Here is a 25,897-nt window from a genome sequence, read left to right on the forward strand (position 1 = left end):
CCGGAAGATTCCGGCCCTTGTTTTTTTGAGAGAAACGGAAAAGAAAATGAAATCGATTTGCCTGTTTTGCGGTTCCAACAAAGGCGGCAAGCCGGAGTACGAGGAAGCTGCCCGGGTATTCGGCCGCACCTTGGCCGAGCAAGGCATCACCCTGGTGTACGGCGCGGGCAAGGTGGGCCTGATGGGCTTGGCCGCCGACGCCGCGCTGGAAGCCGGGGGCAAGGTGATCGGCGTGATCCCGGAATTCCTCAAGGCCAAGGAAGTGGCGCACCTGGGCCTGACCGAGCTGCACATCACCGAAACCATGCATCAGCGCAAGGCCATGATGGCGCAGCTGTCCGACGGCTTCATCGCCTTGCCGGGCGGTTTCGGCACTTTCGACGAGCTGTTCGAGATCCTGACCTGGGCGCAGCTGTCGGTGCACAACAAGCCGGTGGGCGTGCTGGATGCCGGCGGATTCTATCAGCCCTTGCGGGCGCTGGTGGAACACGCGGTCAGCGAAGGCTTCGTCCCCAAGGGCAATCAGGACCTGTTCCGCATCGAGCGCGATCTGCCGGCGCTGTTGAGCTGGATGCGGCAATACCAGCCCAGCCACGTCGCCAAGTGGCTGGATCTGGCGCGTACTTGAGGGGCTTGATGGAAAGGGCCGATTCGAAAGCGTCGCCTTGGCTGCGCATGCGGCGCGCGGCGGCCTGGCCGCTGGCGCTGCTGCTGGCGGCGATCATCGTTTTTGAAGAGTACGCGTGGGATGAGTTGGCCGCGGCGCTTGCCAGGCTGGGCAGGTGGCCGCCGTTCGCCGCGCTGGAGCGCTGGGTGGCGCGCCGCTCCCCTCATGCGGCGCTGGCCCTGTTTCTGGCGCCGGCGCTGACCTTGCTGCCGGTCAAGCTGGCGGCGCTGTTCCTGATCGAGCAGGGGCACGCGCTGCTGGGACTGGCGGTGATCCTGCTGGCCAAGCTGGGCGGCACCGCGCTGGTGGCTTGGCTGTTCGCGCTGACGCGGCCGGTGCTGATGTCGGTGCCGTGGTTCGTGCGCTGGTATCGGCGTTTCGAACGGCTGCGGGGCTGGGTGTTCGAGCGTCTGCGCACCTCGCTGCCGTGGCGCTGGGCGAGGATGGCGAAAATGCGGCTGCGCCGATTCTGGTCCAGGCCATCGCCGCTGGCCCGCTTGGCGCGGCGGCTGGCCGGCCGCTGGCGCCGCAATGTCTCCCCGCAGGGAGAGGACAAGGAGGCTGAATAATGATAGTGGTGATGAATGCGGGCGCGAGCGAGGCCGATGTCAATGCCGTGGTGGCCAGGATAGAGCGCGCCGGTCTGGCTGCCCATGTCTCCCGCGGCATGGAGCGCACGGTGATAGGCGCGGTGGGCGAGGAGCGCGGGCTGGAGCCCGGCGGCTTCGAGGCCATGGCCGGCGTGGAGCGCGCGCTCAGGGTGGTCGGCGATGACCGCATCGTTTCCAGGGCCGCTCAGCCGGAGGATAGCGCCGTGCGGGTGGGGCGGACGGTGTTCGGCGCCGGCGGCGCGGCCTGGCTGGGCGGCTGCGCGCAGGACTGGGGCGAAGCCGCGCTTCGCGCCGCCGCGCGCCATGTGGCGGCCGCCGGCGGCAAGCTGCTGTACGCGGGCGGCGGCCGCAGCCATGCCAGTCCCTACCATTACCAGGCGATGGGCGTGGCCGAACTGGAGCGCCTTTGCGACGCGGCCGGCGAGGCCGGGCTGGGCGCCGTCGCCGAATTGCGCGACGTCCGCCTGCTGGACTCGCATCTGGAACTGCAGACGGAGGCGCTGCTGCTGCCGCCGCAAGCGCTCAGCAATGTCGAATTGCTGCGCGAAGTCGGCCGCGTAAATAAGACTGTCATCCTGCAGCGGGACAATCGCCTGACGCTGGACGAGTGGCTGGCGGCGGCCGAGCATGTGGCGCTTGGCGGCAATCACCAGATCGTGCTGTGCGAATGCGGAGGGGATGGCCAGTCTGTCAGCCTGGATGTCGGGAGCCTGCTCAGCCTGCGCAAGCGGACCCACTTGCCGGTCATCGCCGCGGGCCCCTTGGCTGCCGATCCGCTTGCCGCCCGCGCGCTGGCGCGCGCCGCGCTGACTTCAGGCGCCTGCGGCCTGATGCTGGAGTGCGCGGGGTGGACGGAGTCTGAAGCCGTCGCCTGGCAAACGTATCTGGCCGGCATCGCCGCATGAGCGCATTGGCGGACCTGCTGGGCGAGATCGCCGCTTGCCGGGTCTGCGAGGCGGCATTGCCTTGCGGGCCGAGGCCGGCGCTCAGGGCGGCGGCGGGAGCGCGCATCCTGCTGGCAGGCCAGGCGCCTGGCCGCAAGGTGCACGAGAGCGGCGTGCCCTGGGACGACGCCAGTGGCAAGCGCCTGCGCGAGTGGCTGGCTGTGGATGCGGAAACGTTTTACGATCCGGAATGCTTCGCCATCGTGCCGATGGGGTTTTGCTATCCGGGCACCGGGCCCAGCGGAGATCTGCCGCCGCGTCCGGAATGCCGCCGCCTGTGGCATCCCCGGCTACTGCCGCTGCTGGAGCGGGTGGAGCTGGTATTGGCGGTGGGGTATTACGCGCAGGCTTATCATCTGGCTGCGCGCAAGCGCAGTTTGACCGAGACGGTGGCGGCTTGGCGCGAGTATTTCCCGGCGGTGATGCCGTTGCCGCATCCCAGTCCGCGCAACCAGATGTGGCTGGCGCGCAACCGCTGGTTCGAATCCGAGTTGCTGCCGGCGCTGCGCGCAAGGGTGGCCGAGGTGTTGGGGAGGTAGGCGGGCGCGCCTGGCTTTGCTATGAGCAAAAACTCTAAAAATGTGGATTTCCATCGTTTTGCGGGTGATAATTCGGCCCAGCTCTATGGAGAGACCCGTCACAATGAAGTGTGTTGATGATTTTCGACTGAAACTGGGAAAACACGAACTGGTGCCTATCGTGATAGGCGGCATGGGCGTGGACATTTCTACCGCCCAATTGGCTCTGGAGGCCGCGCGCCTGGGCGGCGTCGGTCATATTTCCGACGCGATGGTGCCCACCGTGGCCGACCGTCGTTTCAATACCAAGTTCGTCAAGAATAAGCTAGCCCAGTACAAGTTTAACGTCGAGAACCCGGACAAGTCCGTGGTTCGCTTCGACTTGGGCATGCTGGAAGAGGCGACCCGCCTGCATGTCGGCAATGCCATGCAACAGAAGCAGGGCGAGGGCCTGGTGTTCATCAACTGCATGGAAAAGCTGACGATGAATGCCCCCAAGGAGACATTGCGAGTGCGGATGCGCGCGGCGCTGGATGCCGGCATCGACGGCATCACGCTTGCCGCCGGCCTGCATCTGGGGTCGTTCTCCCTGATCGAAGACCATCCGCGTTTCCGTGACGCCAAGCTGGGCATCATCGTTTCCTCGTTGCGGGCGCTGCAGCTGTTCCTGAAGAAGAACAGCCGCTGCGGCCGTCTGCCGGACTATGTGGTGGTGGAAGGCCCCCTGGCCGGCGGTCATCTGGGCTTCGGCATGGATTGGGCCCAATACGACCTGGCAAGCATTTTTACCGAAATCCGCGACTGGCTGCGGGCCGAGCAGCTGGACATCCCGCTGATTCCGGCCGGCGGCATCTTCACCGGCAGCGATGCCGCAGGCTTTCTGGACGCGGGCGCCGGCGCGGTGCAGGTCGCGACCCGTTTCACGGTGACCCGCGAATGCGGCTTGCCGGAGAAGGTTCAGCAGGAGTACTTCAAGTCCAACGAAGAGGACATCGAGGTCAACCAGCTGTCGCCGACCGGCTATCCGATGCGCATGATCAAGAGTTGCCCGGCGATCGGCGACAGCATCCGTCCGAATTGCGAGGCCTACGGCTATCTGCTGGATGCCAAGGGCGGCTGTTCCTATATCGACGCCTATCACAAGGCGCACGAGGAAAACCCGGGCCAGCGCCGCGTGCCGGTCTGGGAGAAGACCTGCCTGTGCACCCACATGCGCAATTTCGACTGCTGGACTTGCGGCCACTACGCGTATCGCCTCAAGGATACGACGCACAAACGCGCCGATGGCAGCTACCAGATGCTGAGCGCGGAACATGTCTTCCTCGATTATCAGCACAGCAAGGATCACAAGATCGCCCTTCCGCGCCGGGAGGAGTGCCTGCTCGCGGGTTGACCCGCCTGATGGCCCGCATGCCGCGACGGCAGCCGACGCCCTTCTGGGGCCGGCTGCTTTTTTTTGGGCCGCGTCAGCCCGGACGGGTATTGTCGCAAGTCGACTATTTATATAGCATTGCTCCTTCGGCTTGAGTATGGCCATGCGTTGTTGCGCTTGTCATTTGCGCGCCCGGTCAGGCTGTTCTACCATCGCGGCCATGCGCTTGCGTGCATGGACCGCTCGAACCCGTGCCGTAAGTTGCTGTATATTTCGAAATGATTTCCATTTTCTTGCGAACAAGTAATCAACAATGAGCAAAATCGACAAGCAGGACCAGCAGGAAGCGATATCGCAGCGCATCCGTTACCGGTTGCAGGCGGCGGGGGCGCGCTTCCATGCCAACGACAATATATCGGCCTTTATCGAGGACGGAGAGCTGGATGCATTGCAGGAAGAGGTGCAGGCCAAGCTCAAGGGCGTGCTGGAAAGCTTGGTGATCGATACCGCGAACGACCACAACACGCAGGAGACCGCGAAGCGGGTGGCGAAGATGTTCGTCCGCGAAGTATTTCGGGGGCGCTACGTGTCGATGCCTCCCTGCACCGAATTCCCGAATGTCGAGCATCTGAACGAGCTGATGATCATCGGGCCGATCACGGTGCGCAGCGCCTGCTCCCATCATCTTTGCCCCATCATCGGCCGGGTGTGGGTGGGCGTGCTGCCGAACGAGGCTTCGAACCTGATCGGGCTGTCCAAATACGCCCGCCTGATAGATTGGGTGATGACCCGTCCGCAGATACAGGAAGAGGCGGTATCGCAGATAGCGGATTTGCTGATGCAGAAGCTGCAGCCTGACGGTCTGGCCATCGTGATGGAGGCGGATCACTTCTGCATGCACTGGCGCGGCGTGAAGGACAGCAACAGCAAGATGACCAATAGCGTGATGCGCGGCTCCTTCCTGACCAATCCGGACCTGCGCAAGGAATTTCTGTCCTTGATGCGGAAGTGAGCGGGCGGCATAGGGCCGGACGCGCAGCATTTACTTGAATGAAAGAGCCTATGTTTTCCACACGAATGATTTCCGCCCTGGCCCTGCTGGCCTGCGCGAGCGGCGCGCAGGCCGCGAATGCCCCGGCAGCGCAAACCCTGTCTTCCGGCGTCAAGATCGAGGTGTTGGTCGCGGGCAAGGGCGTGAAGCCCTCCAGCGGCGATACCGTCAAGGTCAATTACCGCGGCACGTTCAAGGATGGCAAGGAGTTCGACAGCTCCTACAAGAATGGCGGACCGATCAGCTTCCCGCTGAATCGCGTGATCCCGTGCTGGACCCAGGGCGTCAGCGCGTTGACGGTCGGCAGCAAGGCCAAACTGTATTGCCCGGCCAATACCGCATATGGCAGCCGTGGCGTGCCGGGCGTGATTCCGCCTGATACGCCGCTGTATTTCGAAGTGGAACTGCTGTCCATCCAGAAGTAGCATTCGCAGGCGGACAGAAAAACAGGCCCGATATTTCGGGCCTGTTTCACACAGTTTGCCTGCATTCAGCCGGCTGGGGCGAATAGTCCGGCGAGCGGCGCGACGATGCGTTCCAGATAGACGGCGTCGGTCTGGTCGAAACTGGCCAACTGGTCGGAATCGATGTCCAGCACGGCGGCGACCTTGCCGGAGGCGTCGCGGATCGGCACCACCACCTCGGAGCGTGCGCTCGACGAGCAGGCGATATGGCCGGGAAAGGCATCGACGTCGTCGACCAGCAGCGTGCGGTTCTGAGCCCAGGCGCTGCCGCAGACGCCGCGGCCTTTCGGGATGCGCGTGCAGGCGATCGGCCCCTGGAACGGACCCAGCACCAGTTGTTCGCCCTTGACCAGATAGAAGCCGGTCCATAGCCAGCCGAAGGTGGACGCCAGCGCGGCGGACAGATTGGCCAGCGCCGCGACGATGTCTGTCTCTCCGGCGATCAGCGCATGGGCTTGCGGCAGCAAAACCTGATACTTGTCTTCCTTGCTGCCGTTTTCGATGATGAGATTTTCTGCCATGGCGGGTGTTGCTTGCGAATGAGTGGCGGGCCGGACAGCATACACCAGAAAAGAAAACGCCGCCCGGGAGAGGCGGCGTGAACAGTATTGCGGAGCCTTGACGCGATTACATCATGTGCTGGCCGCCGTTCATGGCGATATTGCTGCCGGTGATGAAGCCGGCGTTGTCGGAGCAGAGGAAGGTCACCAGTGCGGCGATCTCCTCCGGGCGGCCCAGGCGGCCGACCGGGATCTGGGCGATGATCTTGTTGCGCACATCTTCCGGCACCGCCATCACCATTTCGGTGGCGATGTAGCCGGGAGAGATGGTGTTGACGGTCACGCCCTTCTTGGCCACTTCCTGAGCCAGCGCCATGGTGAAGCCGTGCATGCCAGCCTTGGCCGCGGAGTAGTTCGTTTGGCCGAATTGGCCCTTCTGGCCATTGATGGACGAAATGTTGATGATGCGGCCAAAGCCCGTTTCCAGCATATTGTCCAGCACGGGCTTGGTCATGTTGAATACCGAGTCCAGGTTGGTGCGGATCACGGCGTCCCAGTCGTCCTTGCTCTGTTTCCTGAAGCTGGCGTCGCGGGTGATGCCTGCATTGTTGACCAGGATATCGACCTGGCCGACGTCCTTGGCGATGCGGGCAGCCACATCCTGGCAGGCGGCGAAGTCCGTGACGTCGCACAGGTAGCTGTGGATGTCGCTGAAACCCAGTCCCTTCATGTCGGCATGCCAGGACGCTTCGCGGCCCGGTTTGCTGTACGTGGTTACCACGATATGCCCCGCTTCAGCCAAGGCTTTGCAGATGGCGGTGCCGATACCGCCCATGCCACCGGTAACTAACGCAATCCTTTTCGTCATGATGCTGGCTCCTCTGTCGGGTTTGGAATCTATATTTGGATAATCTTTACTTCCTTTTATTACAGAATATGCAGGGAGCCATAAAAAGTAAATAAATAGCGTGTACTACTTTATTTACAATCCTTTTAGCCTAGTTCTCGGCTCAGCCTTTGCAGTAGATCCAGTCTATGTTTAGAAATTGCTCCCTGTTCTGCAGCTGCAATGATCGCACAGTTCGGTTCCACGCAATGCGAACAGTTATGGAAGCGACACTGGCCAATGTATCTGCGCATTTCAGGGAAATAATGAATTAAATCCGTCGATTTCAGGTGTTTCAAGCCGAATTCCTGCAGGCCCGGAGAGTCTATCAGATGACTGTTTTCATCGAGGTGGTATAGCGTGGCATGGGTGGTGGTGTGGCGGCCTGAGTCAAGCGCTTCCGAAATATCGCCGATTCGCGCATTGGCGTCTGGCAGCAGCGCGTTGGTCAGTGTGGATTTGCCCATGCCGGATTGGCCGACCAACACGCTGGTATGTCCGCTGAGCAAGGGTTTCAGCGGTGAAAAATCCTGCTTCGCCGACAATGTGACCAGCTTGTAACCCAGATTCACATAGAGTTGCAATTTTTCCAGAAGCGCCGTGGTTTCCGGCAGATCGCTCTTGTTGACCACGATCACGGGATCGATGTCCCCGGCTTCCGCGGCGATCAGGCACCGCCCCAGCAGTTCTTCATTGGGCGTGGGCACGGCGGCGATCACGAACAGGATGCGCGTGACGTTGGCCGCGATCACCTTGGTTTTCCATTCGTCCTGGCGGTAGAGCAGGCTGCGCCGCTCATGCGCGCGCTCTATCACCGCCTGTTCGCGGTTCTGGATCAGGATATCGACGATGTCGCCGCAGGCATAGTCGACGCGCTTGCCGCGCGTGGTGCAATCGAACGTCTGGCCGTCCGCCTCGACGATGAAGCGACGGCCGTGGCTGCGTATGATTTGTCCGGTGCTGGCTGTCATGGGCGGCGGAACAGGGCTTCGGTCTTGGCCGCGCAAATGAAGTCGTTGAGGGTGAGTCCGCCTGCGTCGTGGGTGCTGAAGTTCACGACTGCGCGATTGTAGTGGACCGACATGTCCGGATGATGGTCTTCCTGGTTGGCGATCCAGGCCAGCGCGTTCACGAAGGCCATGGTCTCGTGGTAATTGGCGAAGCGATAGGTCTTGCGCAGCTCGATGCCGACGATTTCCCAGTCCGGCAGCGTGGAGAGCAGTTGCTTGACGGTGTTGTCGGCCAGCGGACTCTGGCCATGCTGAGGAGTGCAGGATAGCTCCAACAGGTTCATGCGTGGTTTCCTTTCAGGTGTTGGATGCGCAGCGCCGCTGGCGGGTGCGAATCGTAGAAGGCGGAATGGATGGGGTCCGGCGTCAGCGTGGACGCGTTGTCGCGGTACAGCTTGACCAAGGCGCTGACCAGGTCGTCCGCCCGGGTCTGTTCCGACGCGAAATCGTCGGCCTCGTATTCATGGACGCGGGACATCCGGCTGGACAGCGGCGTCAGCGGGAAAGTGAAGGCCGGCGTCGCGGTAAGGAACAGGATCAGCGCCATCGCCGTGCTGGGCGCGGCGACGCCGAGGCCGGCGTAGAACCATGGCGCATGCAGCAATTGGCCCAGCAGCCACAGCAAGGCCAGAGACAAGGCGAAGGCCAAGGCGATGCGCTTGACGATGTGGCGGCGCTTGAAGTGGCCCAGCTCGTGCGCCAGCACCGCTTCGATCTCGGCGTGGCTGAGCTGGGATAGCAGCGTGTCGAAGAACACAATGCGCTTGGCGGAGCCGAAGCCGGTGAAGTAGGCATTGCCGTGGCTGGAGCGGCGCGAGCCGTCCATCACGAACACGCCCTGGCTTTTGAAGCCGGCGCGCTGGAGCAAGGCTTCAATGCGGGTTTTGAGCATCTCATCCTCCAGCGGTTTGAACTTGTTGAACAGCGGCGCGATCAGCGTCGGGTACAACGCGACCATCAGCAACTGGAAGCCGGACCAGACCAGCCATACCCACAGCCACCACAGCGGGCCGGAGATCTCCATCAGCCACAGCACCAGCGCCAGCAAGGGCAGGCCGATCGCCGCGCCGACCAGAGCGCCCTTGATCATGTCGGCCATGAACAGCGCGATGGTGGTCTTATTGAAGCCGAAGCGGCTTTCAATGCCGAAGGTGCCGTACAGAGTGAAGGGCAGCGAAACCAAGCTGCTGATCACGGCGACCGACACGATCAGCGCCATGCCCGACAGCAGCGGGTTGGCGAGCCATTGCATGCTGTGGACGGCCAGCCATTGCAATCCACCGCCGAAAGTGAAAGCCGCGATCAGCGCGGTGTCCACCCAGGCGGACAGCAGGCCCAGCTTGGTCTTGGCGATGGTGTAGTCGGCGGCGTGCCGGTGCTGCTCCAAGGTGATGCTGTCGCGGAAGGCCGCCGGAACCTGGTCGCGATGGCGGGCGATGTGTCGGATATGGCGCCAGCCCAGCCAAAGCTTCAGGCATAGGGTTAGCGTCAGCGCGGCGGCGAACAGTAGGGAGAAAGCCTCGGTCATGGGTGTCCTGGAGTTTGCCGACGACGCGGCAATGAAGGAAAATGGCAGGGTTTTCTAAAGATTGACTAGTATGGCACAAGATACCAATAACCTCATCTGGCTCGACATGGAGATGACGGGCCTGAACCCGGATCAGGACCGCATCATCGAGGTGGCGATGATCGTCACCGACAGCAATCTGAACGTCCTGGCGGAGTCGCCGGTGCTGGTGATTCACCAGCCGGACGCCATTCTGGACGGCATGGACGACTGGAACAAGAACACCCACGGCAAGAGCGGGCTGATCGAAAAGGTGAAGAATTCCACGGTCAGCGAAGCCGAGGCGGAGCAACTGCTGCTGGAGTTCATGATGCAGCACGTGCCGGAGCGCGCGACGCCGATGTGCGGCAACACCATCCATCAGGACCGCCGCTTCATGGCGCGCTGGATGCCGAAGCTGGAAGCCTATTTCCATTACCGCAACCTGGACGTGTCCACGTTGAAGGAGTTGTGCAAGCGCTGGCGTCCCGAAATCGCCAAGGGCGTGGTCAAGCGCGGCAAGCATGAGGCGCTGGCGGACATCCTGGAGTCGATAGAGGAAATGCGCTACTACCGCGAGCACTTCCTCAAGGTATAAGCTACGCCGTGTCGAGCCGGCTCGAGCGGGCCGGCTTTTTCACATTCACCTTGTATTCCATTGGCAGAAAACATGGCCGCACAACGCCACATCGACATCAATTCCACCCAGGTCTGGGCCAAGCTGCACCAGCACCAGCGCGCGACGCGCCATATGCACATGCGCGAGTTGTTCGAGCTGGATCCGCAGCGTTTCCAGCGTTTTTCGCTGGAGCTGGATGGCCTTCTGCTCGACTATTCGAAAAACCGGGTGACCGAGCGCACGCTGGAGCTGTTGTTCGATCTGGCGCGCAAGGCCGACTTGAGAGGCTGGATGGACAGGATGCGCAGCGGCGAGCGCATCAACGTCAGCGAGAACCGCTCGGTGCTGCATACCGCTTTGCGGCTGCCGGCGGGGGCGCGGCTCGACCTGGAAGGCCATAACGTGGCGGCCGACGTGCATCAGGTGCTGGCGCGGCTCAAGGATTTCAGCGAGCAGGTCCGGGAAGGCCGCTGGCTGGGGTTCGCCGGGCAGCCGATCCGCGACGTGGTCAATCTCGGCATCGGCGGCTCCGATCTCGGGCCGCTGGTGGCGGCGGACGCGCTGGCCGCGTATGCCCATCCCGATCTCAAGGTCCACTTCGTATCCAATGTCGACGGCCAACACTTGGCGCGCACGCTGGAGCGGCTGAATCCAGCCACCACCTTGTTCATCGTCGCCTCAAAATCCTTCACCACGCCGGAAACCCTGCTGAACGCCCAGGCGGCGCGCGCCTGGTTTCTGCAGGCGGCCGGCGAGGCTCAGATCGCCAAGCATTTCGTCGCAGTCTCCACCAACGAACCGGCGGTGCGGGCTTTCGGCATTGATCCGCAGCATATGTTCGGCTTCTGGGACTGGGTGGGGGGGCGATACTCGGTGTGGTCGGCGATAGGCCTGCCGGTCATGCTGTCCATCGGCTACGACAACTTCCGCGCCTTCCTCGACGGCGGCCATGCGATGGACCGGCATTTCTTCGAGTCGCCGTTCGATGCCAATATGCCGGTGCTGCTTGCGCTGATCGGCATCTGGTACAACACTTTCTACCGGGCGCACACCCATGCCATCATGCCCTATGATCATGGTCTGCGCCGCTTGCCGGCCCACATCCAGCAGCTGGACATGGAGTCCAACGGCAAGCGGGTCGGCAGGCTGGGCGAGGCGCTCGATTTCGATACCGGCCCGGTGATCTGGGGCGAGGAGGGCGCTAACAGCCAGCATGCCTTCTTCCAGTTGCTGCACCAGGGCACCCGGCTGGTGCCGTGCGACTTCATCCTGCCGCTGAACAGCCACTATCCGCTCGGCAACCAGCACGATGTGCTGGTCGCCAACTGCCTGGCGCAAACCGAGGCGCTGATGCGCGGCAAGAACGAGGCGGAGGTGATGCGGGAGTTGAGCCATCTGTCCGGAGAGCAGCTGGACATGCTGCTGCCGCAGAAACTGTTTCCGGGCAACCAGCCGTCGAACACGCTGGCGCTGGACAGGGTGACGCCGTACAGCATGGGCATGCTGATGGCGCTGTATGAGCACAAGGTGTTCGTGCAAGGGGTGATCTGGGGCATCAATTCCTTCGATCAGTGGGGCGTGGAGTATGGCAAGCAGCTGGCGCGGCGCATCCTGCCGGAGCTGTCCGGCGACACCGGGGCGCTGGGGCACGACAGCTCCACCAATGGTCTGATCCGACATTACAGGGAACGCCATGGCAAATAGCAGACAACTGGCCTCGGACCTAGGCGAGGCCTTGCAGGCCCGAGGCGAAAGCGTGGCCACCGCGGAGTCCTGCACTGGCGGCATGATCGCGGCAGCCATCACCGACATCCCGGGAAGCTCCGGCTGGTTCAGCCATGGCGTGGTCAGCTATGGCAACCAGGCCAAGCAGCAACTATTGAAAGTCCAGGCTTCGTCGTTGATGGATCATGGCGCGGTCAGCGAGCGCGTGGTGCGCGAGATGGCCGCCGGCGCGCAGGCTCTGGCCGGCGCCGACTGGGCGGTGGCCGTTTCCGGCATTGCCGGTCCGGACGGCGGTTCGCCGGAAAAGCCGGTGGGTCTGGTCTGGCTCGCCATCGCGCATCCTGGCGGGCAGACCGAGGCCTGGAGCCGGCATTTCTCCGGCGATCGCCACGCGGTGCGTCAGCAAACGATGGAAGAGGCGTTGGCGCGCCTGCTGGAGCGCGTTCACGGCCAGGCGGCGCAAGCTTGAGGCTGGGCGGCATGGAGTTATACGCTTTTCCCGCGCTGGCGATCCTGTTCGTCGGCATCTTCACCCGAGAGGTGATCGCGCCCGCATCGAAAAACCGCTGCGACCGCCGCTGGCTGCTGCTTGCCTCTGCGCTGGGCGGGTGCACGGCGGCGGTCACGCTGGCGCTGGGCGGTCTGTTCGCCGCGCAGATCGACAGCGTCGCGCTGATTCCGGCCGCGCGCGGCTGGCCCGATATCCTGGTGGGCGCGGCCAGCTTCCTGCTGACCAGCTTCGCCTTCTATTGGTGGCACCGCGCGACGCACGCTTCCGACCTGCTGTGGCGGCTGTTTCACCAGCTTCATCACAGCCCTGGGAGGGTTGAGGCGCTGACCGCGTTTTACGCGCATCCGCTGGATTCGGCGGCCGCGGTGCTGATCAGCGCTTTCTCCAGCTACCTGGTGCTGGGCGCGTCTCCTGTCGCGGCAGCCTGGGCGCTGTTTTTCACCAGCGGCTTCGATCTGTTTCTGCATGGCGATATGAAGACTCCGCGCTGGCTGGGCTATTTCCTCCAACGCCCGGAAATGCATACCGTCCACCACGCCCATGGCCACCATGCTCAGAATTACGGCCTGCCCCTGTGGGATTTGCTGTTTGGCACCTGGAGCAATCCGGAGGAGAGAGTGGCGCGCCTGGGCTTCGATGCCGACAAGGCGGACAACATCCATGCGATGTTGCTATGCCGCGACGTGCACAAGGGCGGCTGATGGCCGCTGCCGGTTTTATGATTTGTTTTCGTCGTCCGGCTTGCCGCGCTTGCGCGCGCGCGGATGCGCGCCGTCATACACCTTGGCCAGGTGCTGGAAGTCCAGCGCGGTGTAAATCTGGGTGCTGGACAGGTTGGCGTGGCCCAGCAGTTCCTGCACCGCGCGCAGATCGCCTGATGATTGCAGCATGTGGGAGGCGAACGAGTGGCGCAGCATGTGCGGGTGGACATGCTGGCCGGCCCCGGTCTTGATCGCCCAGTCGCGCAATCGTTTTTCCACCTGGCGGCCTCCCAGCCGGTGGCCGTGCCGGCCCAGAAACAGCGCCGGCTCATCCATTCCCGCCGAGCGTTCGCCCAGCCAGGTCCGCAGTCTGAGCATGGCTTCGGCGCCGATGGGCACCAGCCTCTCCTTGCCGCCCTTGCCGCGGATGCGCAGCAGACTGTCGGAAAAGTCCACGTCGTCCAGATTCAGCGCCACGGTTTCCGACAGCCGGAGGCCGCAGCTGTAAACCAGCTCGAATATCGCGCGGTCGCGGGCATCCAGTTCGCTTTCGCCTTCTATCCGGTCGAGCAGCGCTGCCGTGCCGTCGACCGGCAATGCCTTGGGCAGCAACTTGTCTCGCTTGGGGGCGTACAGCCCGGCGGCAGGGTTGTCCTCGCGCTCTCCGTTGCGCTGCAGCCAATGGTAGAACTGCCGCCACGAGGACAGCCGCCGCGCCAGGCTGCGGCTGCTCAATCCTTGCGCGTGCAATTTGGCCAGCGCCTTGCGCAATTCCGCGGCGGTGGCGTCGCGAGCGGATTTGGCCTGCATCATGTTTTCCAGCAGTTCGATGTCGGCCCGGTAGGCTGCGAGCGTGTGCGGGCTGCGGCCGGCGACGGCCAGATGCTCGATGAAGCGGCGGATGGCCTCGTCCATCTCAGTTGCGGCGCAGGCGCGCCATCTGCATCAGCCGCTCGAACAGCTGCAGATCCTGCTCGTTCTTCAGCAGCGCGCCGGCCAGGGGCGGCGGCGCGTTGCGTTCGTGCAGCCCGGCCAGTTCTTCTGCGCCGATATTCTCTCCGGAGAGCAGTTTCAGCCAGTCCAGGAGTTCGGATGTGGTGGGCTTTTTCTTCAGGCCCGGCAATTCCCGTATCGAAAAGAACACCTCCAGCGCCTGCTGAACCAGCTGCTGGCGGATGTCCGGGAAATGGACGTCGATGATGCTTTGCATCGTCTCGGGGTCCGGGAAGCGGATGTAGTGGAAGAAGCAGCGCCGCAGGAAGGCATCCGGCAGCTCTTTTTCATTGTTGGAGGTGATGATGATGATGGGGCGCTGCCTGGCGCGCACGAACGCTTGGGTTTCATGGACGAAGAATTCCATCTGGTCCAGTTCGCGCAGCAGATCGTTGGGAAACTCGATGTCGGCCTTGTCTATTTCGTCGATCAGCAGCACGGGAGCCTGCTCGGCCTCGAAGGCCTGCCACAGCTTGCCCTTGACGATGTAGTTGGCGATGTCGTGCACCTTGGCGTCGCCCAGCTGGGAGTCGCGCAGCCGCGATACGGCGTCGTATTCGTAAAGCCCATGCTGCGCCTTGGTGGTGGATTTGATCGGCCAGACGATCAGCTCCCGGTCCAGGCTGGCGGCCACTTCCTCCGCCAGCATGGTTTTGCCGGTGCCCGGTTCGCCCTTGATCAGCAGCGGGCGCTGCAGCGTGATGGAGGCGTTGACGGCCATCATCAGGTCGTCGGTGGCGATGTAGCGTTCGGTTCCAGTAAAGCGAGTGTTCATTATTTATTGCGAGTAGGTTGCGTGCGTCTTGTTGCCGGGCCGCCGGTGGGGCGGCCGGCGCCGGTCATCGGGCGAATTCTCTTTCCAGATCGTCCAGCGTGACGGCCCAGCTCTTCATCATGTGGCTGAGCAGAGCCATTTCGCTGTCGCTGATTGTACCGTCGGACTTGCTGATGTCCATGGCCAGCACGCAAGTGAGGATGCGTTTGCGTCGGTCGGTCACGTCGGAAAGCAGATTGTCGATGCGTTCGCGTTCAAGCAGCCGGATGGAGCCGTCGTCGGACGCCTCGTCGGAAATGTCGTCGCAGAAATCCCGCAATACTTGGGAAAATTGTTTCCGCGGCAGATTGATCAGGTGGTAGACGTGAAGCTTTTCAAGCAACTCCAGCTCGCGGGGGTCCATATTGCCGTCCGCGATCATGAACATGGCGAGCAGCCTGGCAATCGCCTCCGGACTGTTTGGCGAGTAGTTTCTCATGGCGCGATTCCTTCTTGCTTATTGGCCGAGCTTTGCCGAAAAAGATTCCGGCATGAGGGCGACTTGGCGCGCTGGATAATCGAAGAACACAATGCCCGTTTTCAATCTTGCCACTTCTCTGCCGCTGTTGTCATCGATCACTTGATAAATGAAATCCAAACCCTTGCGGTGGATGTCGGCCGTGCCGACCAGAATGCGCAGAACATCCCCGAGGAAGGCTTCGGACAGGTAGCAAATGGCGGCGTCGGCCACGACGATGCCGACGCCGTCGATATGCAGCTCGTCGACGTAGCCCCAGTCGCGGAATAATCGGAGGCGAGCCTCCTGGGCGATCCGCAGCAAGGCGTCGTTGCCGAGGTGGTTGGCGTAGTTGATGTCGCCGATGCGGACATCCATGAGCGTCTCGTAGACGATGGTTCCAGGTGCTTCGATTCTGATTCTGGCCATGGCGTATACTGGCAGAAGGGAATGACGATATGGCCTTTATGTCAAAGCAAGCTAAGCTGTGTCAAATGCTGGCGCGGCGGCTTTGATAGACTGGGGGCGCAAGCCAAGATCATAGAGGAGCTGAACGTCATGTATCAAAGGATATTCGTACCGGTGGATGACAGCGACACGTCAAATATGGCGCTGGATGAGGCGTGCAAGCTGGCCAAGGCTTTCGGCTCGAACTTGAGGCTGGTTCACGTGGTGGATCTGGCGCAGTTTGGTTGGGGCGGCACCGAATTTCTGGATGCCACCGAACTGCAGAAGTCCATCAAGCAGGCCGGGGAGCAGGTGCTGGGGCAGGCAGGGGATCGCGCCCGCGCATTGGGCGTGACGCCGGATTGCAAGATACTGGAAAGCTGGGGAGACAAGATCGCCGCCGTCTTGTCGGATGAAGCCAGCGCCTGGGGCGCCGACCTGATCGTGATGGGCACGCACGGGCTGGGAGGCCTGATGCACCTGCTGATGGGCAGCGTGGCCGAAGGCCTGCTGAAGGTGGCGGATATGCCGGTGCTATTGGTGCGCAATCCCGGCGACTGAGCCGAGTCATGGTTCCGTCATTCTGCGGGAAGCCTTGCGGTCCTGGTGGACCCGTGAATGAAAAAAAGCCAGCCCGGCGTGCCGCGGCTGGCTTTTTCGAGGGGCTGGAAATCAGCTGGCGGCAGCTTCGGCGCCGCCTTCCTGTGCCTCGATCTTGGTGCGTACGGCCTTGCGCAGGCTTTTGTACAGATCGGGGTGGGTTTCCTTCAGGTCTTCGACGATTTCAAAATCTTCGCGGCGAACCTTGGACAGGTCGATCTGCTCGACGTGAACCAGGCGCAGCAGTTCGCGGACCGGTTTCGGCATGTTGCGGCCGCTTTCGTAGCGGGAGCCGCCGGATTGGGTAACGCCGATGCGGCTCCAGAACTCTTGTTGGTTCAGGCCCAGCTTGCGACGGATTTCCCGAGGATTCGGGATCTTTTCAAACAGTTTCATGAGTGTTCCTCTCGTATCTGAAACAAATGGTTCTAGTATTTTTTTAGGACTTCGCCCTGCCTACTAAAAATAGCAAAAAAAATTCAACAGGAATATTTTTGATGCAGGGAATTTAGTGAAGTTCCATGAATTTGAAAATTCAGTTTTGCTAATGTTAGCGGATTCTTATCGTTCAGGACAATGTTATCAGCATGCGAGACTGTGCATAGGCGCAAAAGTGTCGCAAATTTGCAATTGTCCTTGCGGAACGCATAGAAGGGGAGGGGTGGCGAGCCCGACCCCCGGCACTTGCACTGAATAACTGTGGCTGCTTCCTTCCGGACCTGACCAGGTTCGCTACCGTGCAATGCGGGGAGGCCCGCCATAGAGAAAACGGATTGTATCCAATGCCCATCTATTTGACAAGCATTTTTATAAGTTTTTTGCCGAACGGCGGAAGGAGTCGTCGGCGGGGAGAGTGGCTATTGATTGCGCGCATCATGCGGTGCAGACTCGGCAGTCAAGCCACCTAATATATACACGCCAAGCGCCATGGATACCACACTCGCCGACTTGCTGGCCGAACTGATCGGCTTCGATACCACCAGCCGGAATTCCAATCTGCAACTGATAGAATGGGTAAGGCGTTATCTTGCCGGCCACGGGTTGGCAAGCCGGCTCACCCATAGCGACGACGGCAGCAAGGCTAATCTGTTCTGCCGCATCGGCGGAGATGATTTGCCATTGATTGTCCTGTCCGGCCATAGCGACGTGGTGCCGGTGGATGGGCAGGACTGGTCCTATCCGCCATTCCAGCTGACGGATGGCGGCGATGGGCGCCTGTATGGGCGCGGCAGCGCCGACATGAAAGGCTTCATTGCCTGCGTGCTGGCGAGAGTGCCGGATTTCGTGGCGCTGGCGAAGGCCGGCCAGCTGAGGCAGGGCATAGGCATTGCGCTTTCCTACGATGAGGAAGTGGGCTGCCTGGGCGTCGGCAGGCTCATCGACGATTTGGTCGCCCAGGGCGTGACGGTGGCTGGGTGCCTGATAGGGGAGCCGACTTCGATGCGGCCGGTGGTGGCGCATAAAGGCATCGCGCATTACCGTTGCCGGGTCAGGGGCCGTGCGGCGCATTCTTCCCTGACGCCTTACGGGGTCAATGCCATCGAGTATGCGGCAAGACTGATCACCCATATCCGCAAGCTGGCCGACGCCGAGGCGTCGTTCGGCCACCGCCAGCCTTTGTATGACGTTCCTTTCACCACGATGCAGACTGGCGTGATCCGCGGCGGCGTAGCCTGCAATATCGTGCCGGCCGACTGCGAATTCATGTTCGAGTGCCGCTGGCTGCCGGGAGACGATCCGCAGCGGCTGGTCTCGTCGGTGGCCGACTACGCGGCGAGCCTGCTGCTGGAAATGCGGGCGGTGGCGGAGGAGGCTGATATCGAGATCGAGCGCGTGGTATACAGCCCGGCATTCGAAGCCGAGCCGGATTCGGATATCAGCCGCTACGTTCATGGATTGTGCGCTTGCGCCGGGCGGGGCGTCGCCTACACTACCGAGGCGGGGTTGTTCAGCGAGGCAGGCATGCCGTGCGTGGTGCTGGGGCCGGGATCGATAGAGCAGGCTCACCGGCCGGACGAGTTCATAGAAATCGCCCAGCTGAATGCATGCCATGATTGGCTTGGGCTATTGACTAACAACTTAATCAAATAACTGTCAGAAATGCTTTGCATCCATAAGCGATAGGCTGCAAAATTCTGCCCCTTGGAAACGAAGGACTATTGAGCCCGCCGGTGACTTCCGCGCGGGTTCATCATTATCTAGGGTTCAGAAAAACAATGAGTCAGAACAAATCGAAAACGGGTGGAGAGCCCAAGGCGCGGGACGGCTTCACGTCCAGTTTCGGCGTTTTGGCGGCTACGCTGGGGTCGGCGGTCGGCCTGGGTAATATCTGGAAATTTCCCTACCTGACGGGGACCAACGGCGGAGCCGGCTTCCTGGTGGTCTATGTATTGGCCACGCTGGTTGTGGGCCTGCCGGTGATGATTTCGGAGATCATGCTGGGCCGCAAGGCCAAGCGCGACGCCGTCACCTCCTTGGTCAAGCTGGCCCCGGCCGGACAGCCCTGGTGGCTGGTGGGCGCTTTCGGCGTGTTCGCCGCATTCCTGATCATGGCCTTTTATTCCGAAGTGGCGGCCTGGGTATTCGCCTACATCTTCAAGGCCATCGGCGGCGACATCCTGTCGCGCGATCCCAAGGTGACGTCCGGCGCCTTCACCGCGCTGATTTCCGATCCGGTGCAATCGTTGCTGTGGCAGTGGCTGGTATTGGCGCTGATCGGCGGCATCCTGCTGCTGGGGGTGTCCAAGGGCATCGAGGCGGTGACCAAGAAGCTGATGCCGCTGCTGTTCGTCCTGCTGGTGGTGATCGGCGCGCGCAGCCTGATGCTGCCGGGCGCCGGCCAGGGCCTCGCCTTCCTGTTCGCGCCCGACTTCTCCAAGATCAGCGCGGCTGTAGTGCTGACCGCGATGGGTCTGGCCTTTTTCAAGCTGTCCATCGGCATGGGCACCATGATCACCTACGGCAGCTATTTCCGCGACGACCAGAACATCCCGCTGACCACTTTCCGCGTGATGTGCGCCGACCTGTTCGTGTCGCTGCTGGCCGGCATCGCCATCTTCCCGGCCGTGTTCGCCTTCGGCTTCCAGCCGGCCGCCGGACCATCTCTGCTGTTCATCACCATTCCGGCGGTGTTCGCCAGCATGCCGCTGGGCCACTTCTTCATGGTGGTGTTCTTCGTCCTGACCGCCATCGCGGCCACCGGCGCCATGCTGTCCATCCTGGAAGTGCCTGTGTCGGTGCTGAGCGAGCGCTTCGGCATCAGCCGCGTCAAGGCGACCGTGATCAATCTGTTGTTGCTGGCGTTGGTGGGTTCCGCCTGCGCGCTGTCCAATAGCCTGACCGCGGATTTCAAGATCTTCGGCATGACGATGTTCGACCTGTTCGACTTTGTCACCTCGAATGTGCTGATGCCGCTGGGCGGCATCTGCCTGTGCCTGTTCACCGCCTGGGTGTGGGGTTACGACCGCTTCCGCGCCGCGCTGAGCAACGAAGGCGCGCTGGATAACGAGCGCGTGCTGAAGCCGCTGTTCTTCGTGCTGCGCTTCGTGTCGCCGGTGCTGATACTGTATGTGATGCTGAAGGGCCTGAAGGTCATCTGATGCAAGAAAAAGGCCGGACGCGCAGTCTGGCCTTTTTTGTTCCCTGGAAATCAGGGAAGGGGCGTGTCCTCGTCGGGCGCCGCCACCGGCGGCGGGGTAAAGCCGTTGATTTCCCTGGCGCTCTTCTCCAGCAGCAGTACGATGGAGGTGTTGAGGGCGCCGAAGGCCCAACTGACCAGAAAGAATACCGAATAGGCGCTCAGCTTGTCGGAAAACAGGGTGTCGCCGTGCAGTTTGAGCTCGGCGGGATCGAAAATCGAGAAGAACACGGCGGTCGCTATCATAGCGATCATGAAGGACGGCCAAAGCAGCAAGATTCCCTTTTTCATGGATGCCTCCGGTTTAAAGTAAAGGCATGGGCAGAAAATCGCCCGCTGACCAGCTTATGCTTCTGATTAAGCCATGGGAACGGGTTTGTCGATAACTGGCCGCAATATCCTGCCTGTGAGGCCAGTGGATACATGTTAGACTATGTTCGACAGCGAACAACCTTCCTTCGGAAGGCAACAAGCAGCATCGGATTTTTTTGATCGGCCTCTTGGCCGGTGCATTCGTAAAGCTAATGGAGCCTGGTATGACCTCTTCGATCTTCGCCGGCGTGGAGCTGGCGCCGCGCGACCCCATCCTCGGACTCAATGAGGCGTTCAACGCCGATACCCGCAGCACCAAGGTCAATCTTGGCGTGGGCGTGTATTCCGACGACAACGGCAAGATTCCACTGCTGGCCGCGGTGCAGGCGGCCGAGAAAGCTCGCCTCGAAGCATTGCCGGCGCGCGGCTACCAGCCGATCGAAGGCCCCGCCGCTTACGATGTCGCCGTGCAGAAGCTGCTGTTCGGCGAGAGCAGCGAACTGCTGGCCGCCGGCCGCGTGGTGACCGCCCAGGCGCTGGGCGGCACCGGCGCGCTGAAGATCGGCGCGGACTTCCTGAAACGCCTGAATCCGGCCGCCAAGGTGTACATCAGCGACCCGTCCTGGGAAAACCACCGCGCGCTGTTCGAGTCCGCCGGCTTTGCCGTGGAAAACTACCCGTATTATCACGCAGCCAGCCGCGGCGTGGATTTCGCCGCGATGAAGGCGCATTTGTCCTCGCTGGATGCGGGCTCCATCATCGTGCTGCATGCCTGCTGCCACAATCCCACCGGCGCCGACCTGTCCGCCGCGCAATGGGAAGAAGTGGTGTCGATCTGCCGCGAGCGCAGCCTGGTGCCCTTCCTGGACATGGCCTACCAGGGCTTCGCCGACGGCATCGACGCCGATGCGCTGGCGGTGCGCCTGTTCGCCGCCTCGAATCTGCAGTTCTTCGTCGCCAGCTCCTTCTCCAAGAGCTTCTCGCTGTACGGAGAGCGTGTCGGCGCGCTGTCCATCATCACGGCAGCCAAGGACGAGTCGGTCCGCGTCTTGTCCCAGCTGAAGCGCGTGATCCGCACCAACTACTCCAATCCGCCCATCCATGGCGCGGCCATCGTCGCCGCCGTGCTGTCCAGCCCGGCGCTGCGCGCGCAATGGGAGGAAGAGCTGGCGGGCATGCGCGATCGCATTCGCGACATGCGATTGGCCTTGCTGGAGGCGATCAAGGCGCAAGGCGTGGCCGTCGACTTTTCCTTCATCACGGCCCAGCGCGGCATGTTCTCCTACACCGGCCTGAGCGCCGCCCAGGTGGACCGCCTGCGCGAGGAGTTCGGCATTTACGCGGTATCCACTGGCCGCATCTGCCTGGCGGCCCTGAACAGCAAGAACGTAGGCTATGTGGCCTCCGCCATCGCCAAGGTGGTTCAGGCCTGACGGGATCCGGCACTCATGAGCAAGAGCCCTGGTATGACCAGGGCTTTTTTTTATAATGATAAAAAATCATACCATGACCCTCGTCAAATGAAGCATTCAACAGAATGCTAAATTTATTCATCATTTTTTCCCCGCGCTTGTGATGGCCTCGCCACCTGGTGAATGTCCAAAAGTACAGGTTTCCTCGCGACGGCGCGCTTTTTCCCGTTTCGGGATTGTCCCCTCCGGCAAACATCCTCATGATGGAACCAGACATCAATGAATGTCTGATCGCAAACCATTCAGATGGCGCGCGATGACAATAATCCAATAGTTCGTTTTTTGAGGGGAAACCCTCGGGGTAGATGCCATGACTGCGACTTTTCCTGAAGTGCTGGTTCCGCAGGCTCTTTCTGCGGGTGCTTTCGACGCGGACGACGCAGATGTCCGCAACAACCTGGGCCTGCTGGGCCTGCTCGACGTGCATTCCCGCGATGGCCGTTATCATTTGACGGTGTCGCTGGAGCCGGTGGGCTCGGATCTTCAGCCTGCGTTGTGGACGCTGGAAGTTGAAATGGAAGTATGCGCCGAAGCCAAGGTTGCGCATTGCAAGCTCGGCCAGGTGGAGTACGTGGGCAATGCGCCGGGCAGCCATCTGCGCAAAATGCTCGCCAACGGCGAGTTGCTCGCTTATCTGACACAGAACCTTGCCGAGGCGGCGTAAGCCACCCTGGCGGCAATGAAAAAGGCCACTGCTATGCAGTGGCCTTTCTGTTTGGCGCGGAAAATCCTGTGCTCAGCCGCCGTGCCGCTCGTACAGCGAGTGGAAGGCGTGGCGATATTCCGGCTGCACATAGGGCTTCAGCAGGGCCAGCACCTGCAGCACGCCGCGATGGCCGGACTCTTCGGTGATCGGCGCCTTGGGGCGGGAAGTCTGCTCGAAGGCAAACCAGAACTTCACCACCAGCCAGATGTTGATGCTGACCGGCTCGATGTCTTCCTCGTCCATTTTCAGCAGTCCCAGACGGATGAATTCGCGGAAGTGCTCGCCCAGAATGTTCTTCAGCTCGGTGTTGACGAACTGGTGGTATTCGGACTGCATCTGGGGGTTGCGGGCGAGCAGGCCGGGCAGGTCATAGAACATGAAGCGGAACTGCCACATGGCAAGGAAGGCGGTGTCCAGGTAGTTGACCAGATCGTCGACCGTCATCTTGCGGTCTTCCGGCACGGACAGCCGCTGATTGATGAACTCGCGGTACATCAGGAAGATTTGGTAGACGATTTCTTCCTTGTTGCGGAAGTGGTAGTAGAGGTTGCCCGGGCTGATGCCCAGATGCGCGGCGATGTGGTTGGTGGTGATGCTGCGCTCGCCTTGCTCGTTGAACAGCTTCAGGCTTTCTTGAATGATGCGGTCGTAGGTCTTGATTCTGGTTTTACTCATTTAGCACCGGCTGGTAGTGACTTCGCATAGCGCAATTGTATACGATGTTTGGAGTTCTTGCTCTATTTCTTATGGCTCAATAATGGGATAGCAATCCGACATGAACTTATGCAGGATGGCTTGTTCGATACGTTGCCGCTCTCTGGCCGGAATCGCGATGCGCAGGATCAACTGATAGCGCTTTTCATCGACCGGCTGGATCGAAATGCGCGGCTCCACCGACGGGATGTCCACCAGATAGCGCTTCGCCATGTCCTCCATGTGGCGCCGCGCCACGTCTACATGGCAATCGCAGGTCTCTTCCGCGGCCTCCATCAGCAGGCGTTCCGCCTGGGCTGGCGGAACGGTGTAGGCGAGCGGCACGTTGATGATGTGCATCACGTATTCGCCCATGTAGTTTTCCCGGATCACCGGCGTGGACAGCAGCAGGCTGTTGGGGAAGGTGAGGGCGCGGCCGGTCATCTGGTGCGAGCTGTGGTTGGGGCCGATCTCCATCACCGTGGTGGACAGAAGGCCGATGTCCACCACCCGGCCGCGCACCGCGCCTATTTCGATATGATCGCCCAGGCCGTAGCTGTTGGACATCTGCCGCACCACGCCGCCTGACAGGCACATGATCAGCTCCTTGGTGGCCAGGATCAGCGCGGCGGCGAAGGCCAGCATGGACACGGCCAGCGTCTGCAGCTCATTGGCCCAGATCAGTCCGATGCCGGCCAGGCCGGCCAGGAACAGGCCGTTGCGGGTGTTGATCGACCAGCGCCGGCGCTCCTCCACCGGCACCCCGCTGTTGGCCGCCAGCAGCCGGTCGACCACCACGCGGATCACCACCAGCGTCAGGATCAGCAGCAGGGAGCGGGTGATTTCGTGCGCGTAGTTCTCCCGCAGGAAGGCGATCAGATCGAGCAGGGTGTGCATGGACTCCTCAGTCGTTGAGCTTCACCGCGTGTTCGCGGGTTTCGTGGAAAACGATGTCCGGCCAGCGCTCCTGGGTCAATTGCAGGTTGACGCGGTTGGGCGCCAGATAGGCGAGGTTGCCGCCGGCGTCGGTCGCGATGTTCATCTGCAGCGTCTTGACGAATTCGTCCAGCTTCTTGCGGTCGTCACAGCTGAACCAGCGGGCGGACCAGATGCTGGCCGATTCGAAGATGGCGTCGACGCCGTATTCGGCGGCCAGGCGGCTGGCCACCACTTCGAACTGCAGCACGCCCACGGCGCCCAGGATCAGGTCGCCGCCGCTGTGCGGCTTGAATACCTGCACCGCGCCTTCCTCGCCCAGCTGCTGCAGGCCTTTCTGCAGCTGCTTCAGCTTCAGCGGGTTTTTGATGCGCACCGAGCGGAACAGTTCCGGCGCGAAGAAGGGAATGCCGGTGAAGGCCAGGTCTTCGCCCTCGGAGAAGCTGTCGCCGATCTGGATGTTGCCGTGGTTGGGGATGCCGATGATGTCGCCGGCGAAAGCCTCCTCCACGATCTCGCGGTCGTGGGACATGAAGGTCACCACGCTGGAGGCGGCGATGTCGCGGTTCAGGCGCAGGTGCTTCATCTTCATGCCGCGCTCGAACTGGCCGGAGCACACGCGCAGGAAGGCGATGCGGTCGCGGTGCTTGGGGTCCATATTGGCCTGGATCTTGAACACGAAGCCCGAGAACTTGGCTTCCTTCGGGTCCACGTTGCGCACGGTGGCGTCGCGTTCCTGCGGCGCCGGCGCCCAGTCGATCAGCGCATTGAGGATTTCGCGCACGCCGAAGTTGTTGATGGCCGAGCCGAAGAACACCGGCGTCAGCTCGCCGGCCAGGAATTCTTCCAGGCTCCACTCGTTGGACGCGCCCTTGACCAGCTCGATCTCCATGCGCAGCTGTTCCATTTCCAGCGGGAACAGTTCGTCCAGGCGCGGGTTGTCTATGCCCTGGATCACCTCGATGTCGGAAACCAGCTTTTCCGTGCCGGCTTCGAACAGGATCACCGCGTCGCTCAGCAGGCTGTATACGCCGCGGAAGGTTTTGCCCATGCCGATCGGCCAGGTGATCGGCGCGCAGCGGATCTTCAGCACGTTTTCCACTTCATCCAGCAATTCCAGGCTGTCGCGGACTTCGCGGTCGCACTTGTTCATGAAGGTGACGATGGGCGTGTTGCGCAGGCGGCAGACGTTCAACAGCTTGATGGTCTGCTCCTCCACGCCTTTCGCGGCGTCGATCACCATCAGCGCGCTGTCGACGGCGGTCAGCACGCGGTAGGTGTCCTCGGAGAAGTCCTGGTGGCCGGGGGTGTCCAGCAGGTTGACGGTGTGGTCGCGGTAGTCGAACTGCATCACCGACGACGCGACGGAAATGCCGCGCTGCTTCTCGATCTCCATCCAGTCGGAAGTGGCGAACTTGCCGCCCTTCTTGCCTTTCACCGTGCCGGCCATCTGGATGGCGCCGGAGAACAGCAACAGTTTTTCCGTCAGCGTGGTTTTGCCCGCGTCGGGGTGGGAAATGATGGCGAAGGTGCGGCGATGCGAAACTTCTTCTGCGATGCGGGCGAGATCGGCGGACATGGATGGCTTGCTTGAAATTCAATAAAGCCGATCATTTTACCGGAGTTGCCGGTTTCGGGAAATTCCATATTGCTTTCGCGCGGGATGGCGAGTGATGCGGCGCCGCGCGCGGCGGAAACAAGCACA

At 61.7% G+C, this 25,897-nt stretch carries 30 protein-coding genes and 1 other RNA gene; 16 read left to right on the forward strand and 15 right to left on the reverse strand.

The annotated features are described in order from the left end of the window. The first annotated feature begins 46 nt into the window (after window positions 1-46). From CV_RS11520 to CV_RS11550, 7 genes are all read left to right on the forward strand, one after another. Entirely contained in the window at window positions 47-628 is a 582-nt protein-coding gene (locus CV_RS11520; protein WP_043596137.1) for a TIGR00730 family Rossman fold protein, read from the forward strand. Window positions 629-636: 8 nt separating this feature from the next. Further along, the gene (locus tag CV_RS11525) at window positions 637-1,236 is read left to right on the forward strand and encodes a hypothetical protein (RefSeq protein ID WP_011135904.1); all 600 of its coding nucleotides are present in this window, start codon (window positions 637-639) and stop codon (window positions 1,234-1,236) included. Further along, complete coding sequence (locus CV_RS11530; protein WP_011135905.1) at window positions 1,236-2,183, forward strand: phospho-2-dehydro-3-deoxyheptonate aldolase; 948 nt, start codon at window positions 1,236-1,238, stop codon at window positions 2,181-2,183. The genes CV_RS11525 and CV_RS11530 overlap by 1 nt, the downstream gene beginning before the upstream one ends. Beyond that, a complete protein-coding gene (locus tag CV_RS11535; protein WP_011135906.1) occupies window positions 2,180-2,761 on the forward strand; it encodes a uracil-DNA glycosylase family protein in 582 nt (193 codons plus the stop codon). The genes CV_RS11530 and CV_RS11535 overlap by 4 nt, the downstream gene beginning before the upstream one ends. 151 nt (window positions 2,762-2,912) lie before the next feature. Continuing rightward, window positions 2,913-4,133, forward strand: a complete 1,221-nt coding sequence (locus tag CV_RS11540) for a nitronate monooxygenase (protein WP_230623785.1) — start codon at window positions 2,913-2,915, stop codon at window positions 4,131-4,133. Between the two features lie 292 nt (window positions 4,134-4,425). Then, a complete protein-coding gene (gene folE / locus CV_RS11545) occupies window positions 4,426-5,124 on the forward strand; it encodes a GTP cyclohydrolase I (RefSeq protein ID WP_011135908.1) in 699 nt (232 codons plus the stop codon). Window positions 5,125-5,174: 50 nt separating this feature from the next. After that, complete coding sequence (locus CV_RS11550; RefSeq protein ID WP_011135909.1) at window positions 5,175-5,588, forward strand: FKBP-type peptidyl-prolyl cis-trans isomerase; 414 nt, start codon at window positions 5,175-5,177, stop codon at window positions 5,586-5,588. 65 nt (window positions 5,589-5,653) lie between these two features. Here the strand turns inward: CV_RS11550 and CV_RS11555 are convergent, their stop codons facing one another. The 5 genes from CV_RS11555 to CV_RS11575 all read right to left on the reverse strand — a co-directional run bounded on the left by CV_RS11555 (window position 5,654) and on the right by CV_RS11575 (window position 9,551). Beyond that, window positions 5,654-6,148 carry a GAF domain-containing protein gene (locus CV_RS11555; protein WP_043596142.1) on the reverse strand — a complete coding sequence of 165 codons (495 nt, stop codon included), beginning with the start codon at window positions 6,146-6,148 and terminating at the stop codon, window positions 5,654-5,656. A 106-nt stretch (window positions 6,149-6,254) separates the two neighbouring features. Beyond that, entirely contained in the window at window positions 6,255-6,995 is a 741-nt protein-coding gene (gene phbB, locus CV_RS11560; protein ID WP_011135911.1) for an acetoacetyl-CoA reductase, read from the reverse strand. Window positions 6,996-7,120: 125 nt separating this feature from the next. Next, window positions 7,121-7,984 carry a ribosome small subunit-dependent GTPase A gene (gene rsgA / locus CV_RS11565; RefSeq protein ID WP_011135912.1) on the reverse strand — a complete coding sequence of 288 codons (864 nt, stop codon included), beginning with the start codon at window positions 7,982-7,984 and terminating at the stop codon, window positions 7,121-7,123. Beyond that, window positions 7,981-8,307, reverse strand: coding sequence for a 4a-hydroxytetrahydrobiopterin dehydratase (locus CV_RS11570; protein ID WP_011135913.1), 327 nt, complete (start codon window positions 8,305-8,307; stop codon window positions 7,981-7,983). Before CV_RS11570 ends, rsgA begins: the two co-directional genes overlap by 4 nt. After that, window positions 8,304-9,551 carry a M48 family metallopeptidase gene (locus CV_RS11575; protein ID WP_011135914.1) on the reverse strand — a complete coding sequence of 416 codons (1,248 nt, stop codon included), beginning with the start codon at window positions 9,549-9,551 and terminating at the stop codon, window positions 8,304-8,306. The genes CV_RS11570 and CV_RS11575 overlap by 4 nt, the downstream gene beginning before the upstream one ends. 70 nt (window positions 9,552-9,621) lie before the next feature. Here CV_RS11575 and orn point away from each other — a divergent pair, with 70 nt between their 5' ends. The 4 genes from orn to CV_RS11595 all read left to right on the forward strand — a co-directional run bounded on the left by orn (window position 9,622) and on the right by CV_RS11595 (window position 13,125). Continuing rightward, on the forward strand, window positions 9,622-10,167 hold the full coding sequence (gene orn / locus CV_RS11580) for an oligoribonuclease (RefSeq protein WP_011135915.1): 546 nt from the start codon (window positions 9,622-9,624) through the stop codon (window positions 10,165-10,167). 72 nt (window positions 10,168-10,239) lie between these two features. Continuing rightward, complete coding sequence (gene pgi / locus CV_RS11585) at window positions 10,240-11,892, forward strand: glucose-6-phosphate isomerase (RefSeq protein WP_011135916.1); 1,653 nt, start codon at window positions 10,240-10,242, stop codon at window positions 11,890-11,892. Continuing rightward, entirely contained in the window at window positions 11,882-12,382 is a 501-nt protein-coding gene (locus CV_RS11590; protein WP_011135917.1) for a CinA family protein, read from the forward strand. The genes pgi and CV_RS11590 overlap by 11 nt, the downstream gene beginning before the upstream one ends. A gap of 11 nt (window positions 12,383-12,393) precedes the next feature. After that, window positions 12,394-13,125, forward strand: coding sequence for a sterol desaturase family protein (locus CV_RS11595; protein WP_043597916.1), 732 nt, complete (start codon window positions 12,394-12,396; stop codon window positions 13,123-13,125). Between the two features lie 15 nt (window positions 13,126-13,140). On the opposite strand, the gene xerC is transcribed toward CV_RS11595, so the two are convergent. The 4 genes from xerC to CV_RS11615 form a co-directional block, all read right to left on the reverse strand. Then, on the reverse strand, window positions 13,141-14,040 hold the full coding sequence (gene xerC, locus CV_RS11600) for a tyrosine recombinase XerC (protein WP_011135919.1): 900 nt from the start codon (window positions 14,038-14,040) through the stop codon (window positions 13,141-13,143). Between the two features lies 1 nt (window position 14,041). Continuing rightward, window positions 14,042-14,893, reverse strand: a complete 852-nt coding sequence (locus CV_RS11605) for an AAA family ATPase (RefSeq protein WP_011135920.1) — start codon at window positions 14,891-14,893, stop codon at window positions 14,042-14,044. 64 nt (window positions 14,894-14,957) lie between these two features. Further along, the gene (locus CV_RS11610; RefSeq protein WP_011135921.1) at window positions 14,958-15,371 is read right to left on the reverse strand and encodes a TerB family tellurite resistance protein; all 414 of its coding nucleotides are present in this window, start codon (window positions 15,369-15,371) and stop codon (window positions 14,958-14,960) included. Between the two features lie 18 nt (window positions 15,372-15,389). Next, entirely contained in the window at window positions 15,390-15,818 is a 429-nt protein-coding gene (locus CV_RS11615; protein ID WP_011135922.1) for a thioesterase family protein, read from the reverse strand. Between the two features lie 129 nt (window positions 15,819-15,947). Between CV_RS11615 and CV_RS11620 the strand changes: the two genes are divergently transcribed. Beyond that, window positions 15,948-16,397: a universal stress protein gene (locus CV_RS11620; RefSeq protein ID WP_011135923.1), complete on the forward strand. Its 450-nt coding sequence runs from the start codon at window positions 15,948-15,950 to the stop codon at window positions 16,395-16,397. Window positions 16,398-16,508: 111 nt separating this feature from the next. Here CV_RS11620 and CV_RS11625 read toward each other — a convergent pair whose 3' ends face one another. Together CV_RS11625 and ffs are read right to left on the reverse strand one after the other, a co-directional pair. Further along, the gene (locus tag CV_RS11625; protein WP_011135924.1) at window positions 16,509-16,832 is read right to left on the reverse strand and encodes a helix-turn-helix domain-containing protein; all 324 of its coding nucleotides are present in this window, start codon (window positions 16,830-16,832) and stop codon (window positions 16,509-16,511) included. Between the two features lie 264 nt (window positions 16,833-17,096). Next, window positions 17,097-17,195, reverse strand: an RNA gene (gene ffs / locus CV_RS22905) — signal recognition particle sRNA small type. Between the two features lie 168 nt (window positions 17,196-17,363). On the opposite strand from ffs, the gene argE reads away from it, so the two are divergent. Both argE and CV_RS11635 read left to right on the forward strand, forming a co-directional pair. Continuing rightward, window positions 17,364-18,527 carry an acetylornithine deacetylase gene (gene argE, locus CV_RS11630; RefSeq protein ID WP_011135926.1) on the forward strand — a complete coding sequence of 388 codons (1,164 nt, stop codon included), beginning with the start codon at window positions 17,364-17,366 and terminating at the stop codon, window positions 18,525-18,527. Window positions 18,528-18,652: 125 nt separating this feature from the next. Continuing rightward, entirely contained in the window at window positions 18,653-20,035 is a 1,383-nt protein-coding gene (locus CV_RS11635) for a sodium-dependent transporter (RefSeq protein WP_043596145.1), read from the forward strand. Between the two features lie 50 nt (window positions 20,036-20,085). Here CV_RS11635 and CV_RS11640 read toward each other — a convergent pair whose 3' ends face one another. Then, a complete protein-coding gene (locus CV_RS11640) occupies window positions 20,086-20,364 on the reverse strand; it encodes a hypothetical protein (RefSeq protein ID WP_011135928.1) in 279 nt (92 codons plus the stop codon). Between the two features lie 245 nt (window positions 20,365-20,609). Here CV_RS11640 and CV_RS11645 point away from each other — a divergent pair, with 245 nt between their 5' ends. Further along, entirely contained in the window at window positions 20,610-21,818 is a 1,209-nt protein-coding gene (locus tag CV_RS11645; RefSeq protein ID WP_011135929.1) for an amino acid aminotransferase, read from the forward strand. Between the two features lie 349 nt (window positions 21,819-22,167). Continuing rightward, complete coding sequence (locus tag CV_RS11650; RefSeq protein ID WP_011135930.1) at window positions 22,168-22,521, forward strand: hypothetical protein; 354 nt, start codon at window positions 22,168-22,170, stop codon at window positions 22,519-22,521. A 72-nt stretch (window positions 22,522-22,593) separates the two neighbouring features. Here the strand turns inward: CV_RS11650 and CV_RS11655 are convergent, their stop codons facing one another. The 3 genes from CV_RS11655 to CV_RS11665 all read right to left on the reverse strand — a co-directional run bounded on the left by CV_RS11655 (window position 22,594) and on the right by CV_RS11665 (window position 25,771). Then, the gene (locus tag CV_RS11655; protein ID WP_011135931.1) at window positions 22,594-23,238 is read right to left on the reverse strand and encodes a TetR/AcrR family transcriptional regulator; all 645 of its coding nucleotides are present in this window, start codon (window positions 23,236-23,238) and stop codon (window positions 22,594-22,596) included. Between the two features lie 69 nt (window positions 23,239-23,307). Beyond that, complete coding sequence (locus CV_RS11660; RefSeq protein WP_011135932.1) at window positions 23,308-24,153, reverse strand: mechanosensitive ion channel family protein; 846 nt, start codon at window positions 24,151-24,153, stop codon at window positions 23,308-23,310. Between the two features lie 7 nt (window positions 24,154-24,160). After that, the gene (locus CV_RS11665; RefSeq protein WP_011135933.1) at window positions 24,161-25,771 is read right to left on the reverse strand and encodes a peptide chain release factor 3; all 1,611 of its coding nucleotides are present in this window, start codon (window positions 25,769-25,771) and stop codon (window positions 24,161-24,163) included. Window positions 25,772-25,897: the final 126 nt, after the last annotated feature.

The sequence above is a fragment of the Chromobacterium violaceum ATCC 12472 genome, from assembly GCF_000007705.1.
In the GTDB taxonomy this organism is placed as follows: domain Bacteria; phylum Pseudomonadota; class Gammaproteobacteria; order Burkholderiales; family Chromobacteriaceae; genus Chromobacterium; species Chromobacterium violaceum.

Bases quoted from the DNA above. Each gene is read 5' to 3' on its own strand.
- orn (WP_011135915.1), top strand. From the start codon at position 9,622: ATGGCACAAGATACCAATAACCTCATCTGGCTCGACATGGAGATGACG.
- CV_RS11620 (WP_011135923.1), top strand. From the start codon at position 15,948: ATGTATCAAAGGATATTCGTACCGGTGGATGACAGCGACACGTCAAAT.
- CV_RS11570 (WP_011135913.1), bottom strand. From the start codon at position 8,307: ATGAACCTGTTGGAGCTATCCTGCACTCCTCAGCATGGCCAGAGTCCG.
- CV_RS11615 (WP_011135922.1), bottom strand. From the start codon at position 15,818: ATGGCCAGAATCAGAATCGAAGCACCTGGAACCATCGTCTACGAGACG.
- CV_RS11575 (WP_011135914.1), bottom strand. From the start codon at position 9,551: ATGACCGAGGCTTTCTCCCTACTGTTCGCCGCCGCGCTGACGCTAACC.
- CV_RS11655 (WP_011135931.1), bottom strand. From the start codon at position 23,238: ATGAGTAAAACCAGAATCAAGACCTACGACCGCATCATTCAAGAAAGC.
- xerC (WP_011135919.1), bottom strand. From the start codon at position 14,040: ATGGACGAGGCCATCCGCCGCTTCATCGAGCATCTGGCCGTCGCCGGC.
- CV_RS11610 (WP_011135921.1), bottom strand. From the start codon at position 15,371: ATGAGAAACTACTCGCCAAACAGTCCGGAGGCGATTGCCAGGCTGCTC.
- CV_RS11625 (WP_011135924.1), bottom strand. From the start codon at position 16,832: ATGAAACTGTTTGAAAAGATCCCGAATCCTCGGGAAATCCGTCGCAAG.
- CV_RS11520 (WP_043596137.1), top strand. From the start codon at position 47: ATGAAATCGATTTGCCTGTTTTGCGGTTCCAACAAAGGCGGCAAGCCG.
- CV_RS11535 (WP_011135906.1), top strand. From the start codon at position 2,180: ATGAGCGCATTGGCGGACCTGCTGGGCGAGATCGCCGCTTGCCGGGTC.
- CV_RS11590 (WP_011135917.1), top strand. From the start codon at position 11,882: ATGGCAAATAGCAGACAACTGGCCTCGGACCTAGGCGAGGCCTTGCAG.
- CV_RS11650 (WP_011135930.1), top strand. From the start codon at position 22,168: ATGACTGCGACTTTTCCTGAAGTGCTGGTTCCGCAGGCTCTTTCTGCG.
- folE (WP_011135908.1), top strand. From the start codon at position 4,426: ATGAGCAAAATCGACAAGCAGGACCAGCAGGAAGCGATATCGCAGCGC.
- CV_RS11640 (WP_011135928.1), bottom strand. From the start codon at position 20,364: ATGAAAAAGGGAATCTTGCTGCTTTGGCCGTCCTTCATGATCGCTATG.
- rsgA (WP_011135912.1), bottom strand. From the start codon at position 7,984: ATGACAGCCAGCACCGGACAAATCATACGCAGCCACGGCCGTCGCTTC.
- pgi (WP_011135916.1), top strand. From the start codon at position 10,240: ATGGCCGCACAACGCCACATCGACATCAATTCCACCCAGGTCTGGGCC.
- CV_RS11555 (WP_043596142.1), bottom strand. From the start codon at position 6,148: ATGGCAGAAAATCTCATCATCGAAAACGGCAGCAAGGAAGACAAGTAT.
- CV_RS11595 (WP_043597916.1), top strand. From the start codon at position 12,394: ATGGAGTTATACGCTTTTCCCGCGCTGGCGATCCTGTTCGTCGGCATC.
- phbB (WP_011135911.1), bottom strand. From the start codon at position 6,995: ATGACGAAAAGGATTGCGTTAGTTACCGGTGGCATGGGCGGTATCGGC.
- CV_RS11665 (WP_011135933.1), bottom strand. From the start codon at position 25,771: ATGTCCGCCGATCTCGCCCGCATCGCAGAAGAAGTTTCGCATCGCCGC.
- argE (WP_011135926.1), top strand. From the start codon at position 17,364: ATGGATACCACACTCGCCGACTTGCTGGCCGAACTGATCGGCTTCGAT.
- CV_RS11660 (WP_011135932.1), bottom strand. From the start codon at position 24,153: ATGCACACCCTGCTCGATCTGATCGCCTTCCTGCGGGAGAACTACGCG.
- CV_RS11525 (WP_011135904.1), top strand. From the start codon at position 637: ATGGAAAGGGCCGATTCGAAAGCGTCGCCTTGGCTGCGCATGCGGCGC.
- CV_RS11530 (WP_011135905.1), top strand. From the start codon at position 1,236: ATGATAGTGGTGATGAATGCGGGCGCGAGCGAGGCCGATGTCAATGCC.
- CV_RS11605 (WP_011135920.1), bottom strand. From the start codon at position 14,893: ATGAACACTCGCTTTACTGGAACCGAACGCTACATCGCCACCGACGAC.
- CV_RS11645 (WP_011135929.1), top strand. From the start codon at position 20,610: ATGACCTCTTCGATCTTCGCCGGCGTGGAGCTGGCGCCGCGCGACCCC.
- CV_RS11550 (WP_011135909.1), top strand. From the start codon at position 5,175: ATGTTTTCCACACGAATGATTTCCGCCCTGGCCCTGCTGGCCTGCGCG.
- CV_RS11635 (WP_043596145.1), top strand. From the start codon at position 18,653: ATGAGTCAGAACAAATCGAAAACGGGTGGAGAGCCCAAGGCGCGGGAC.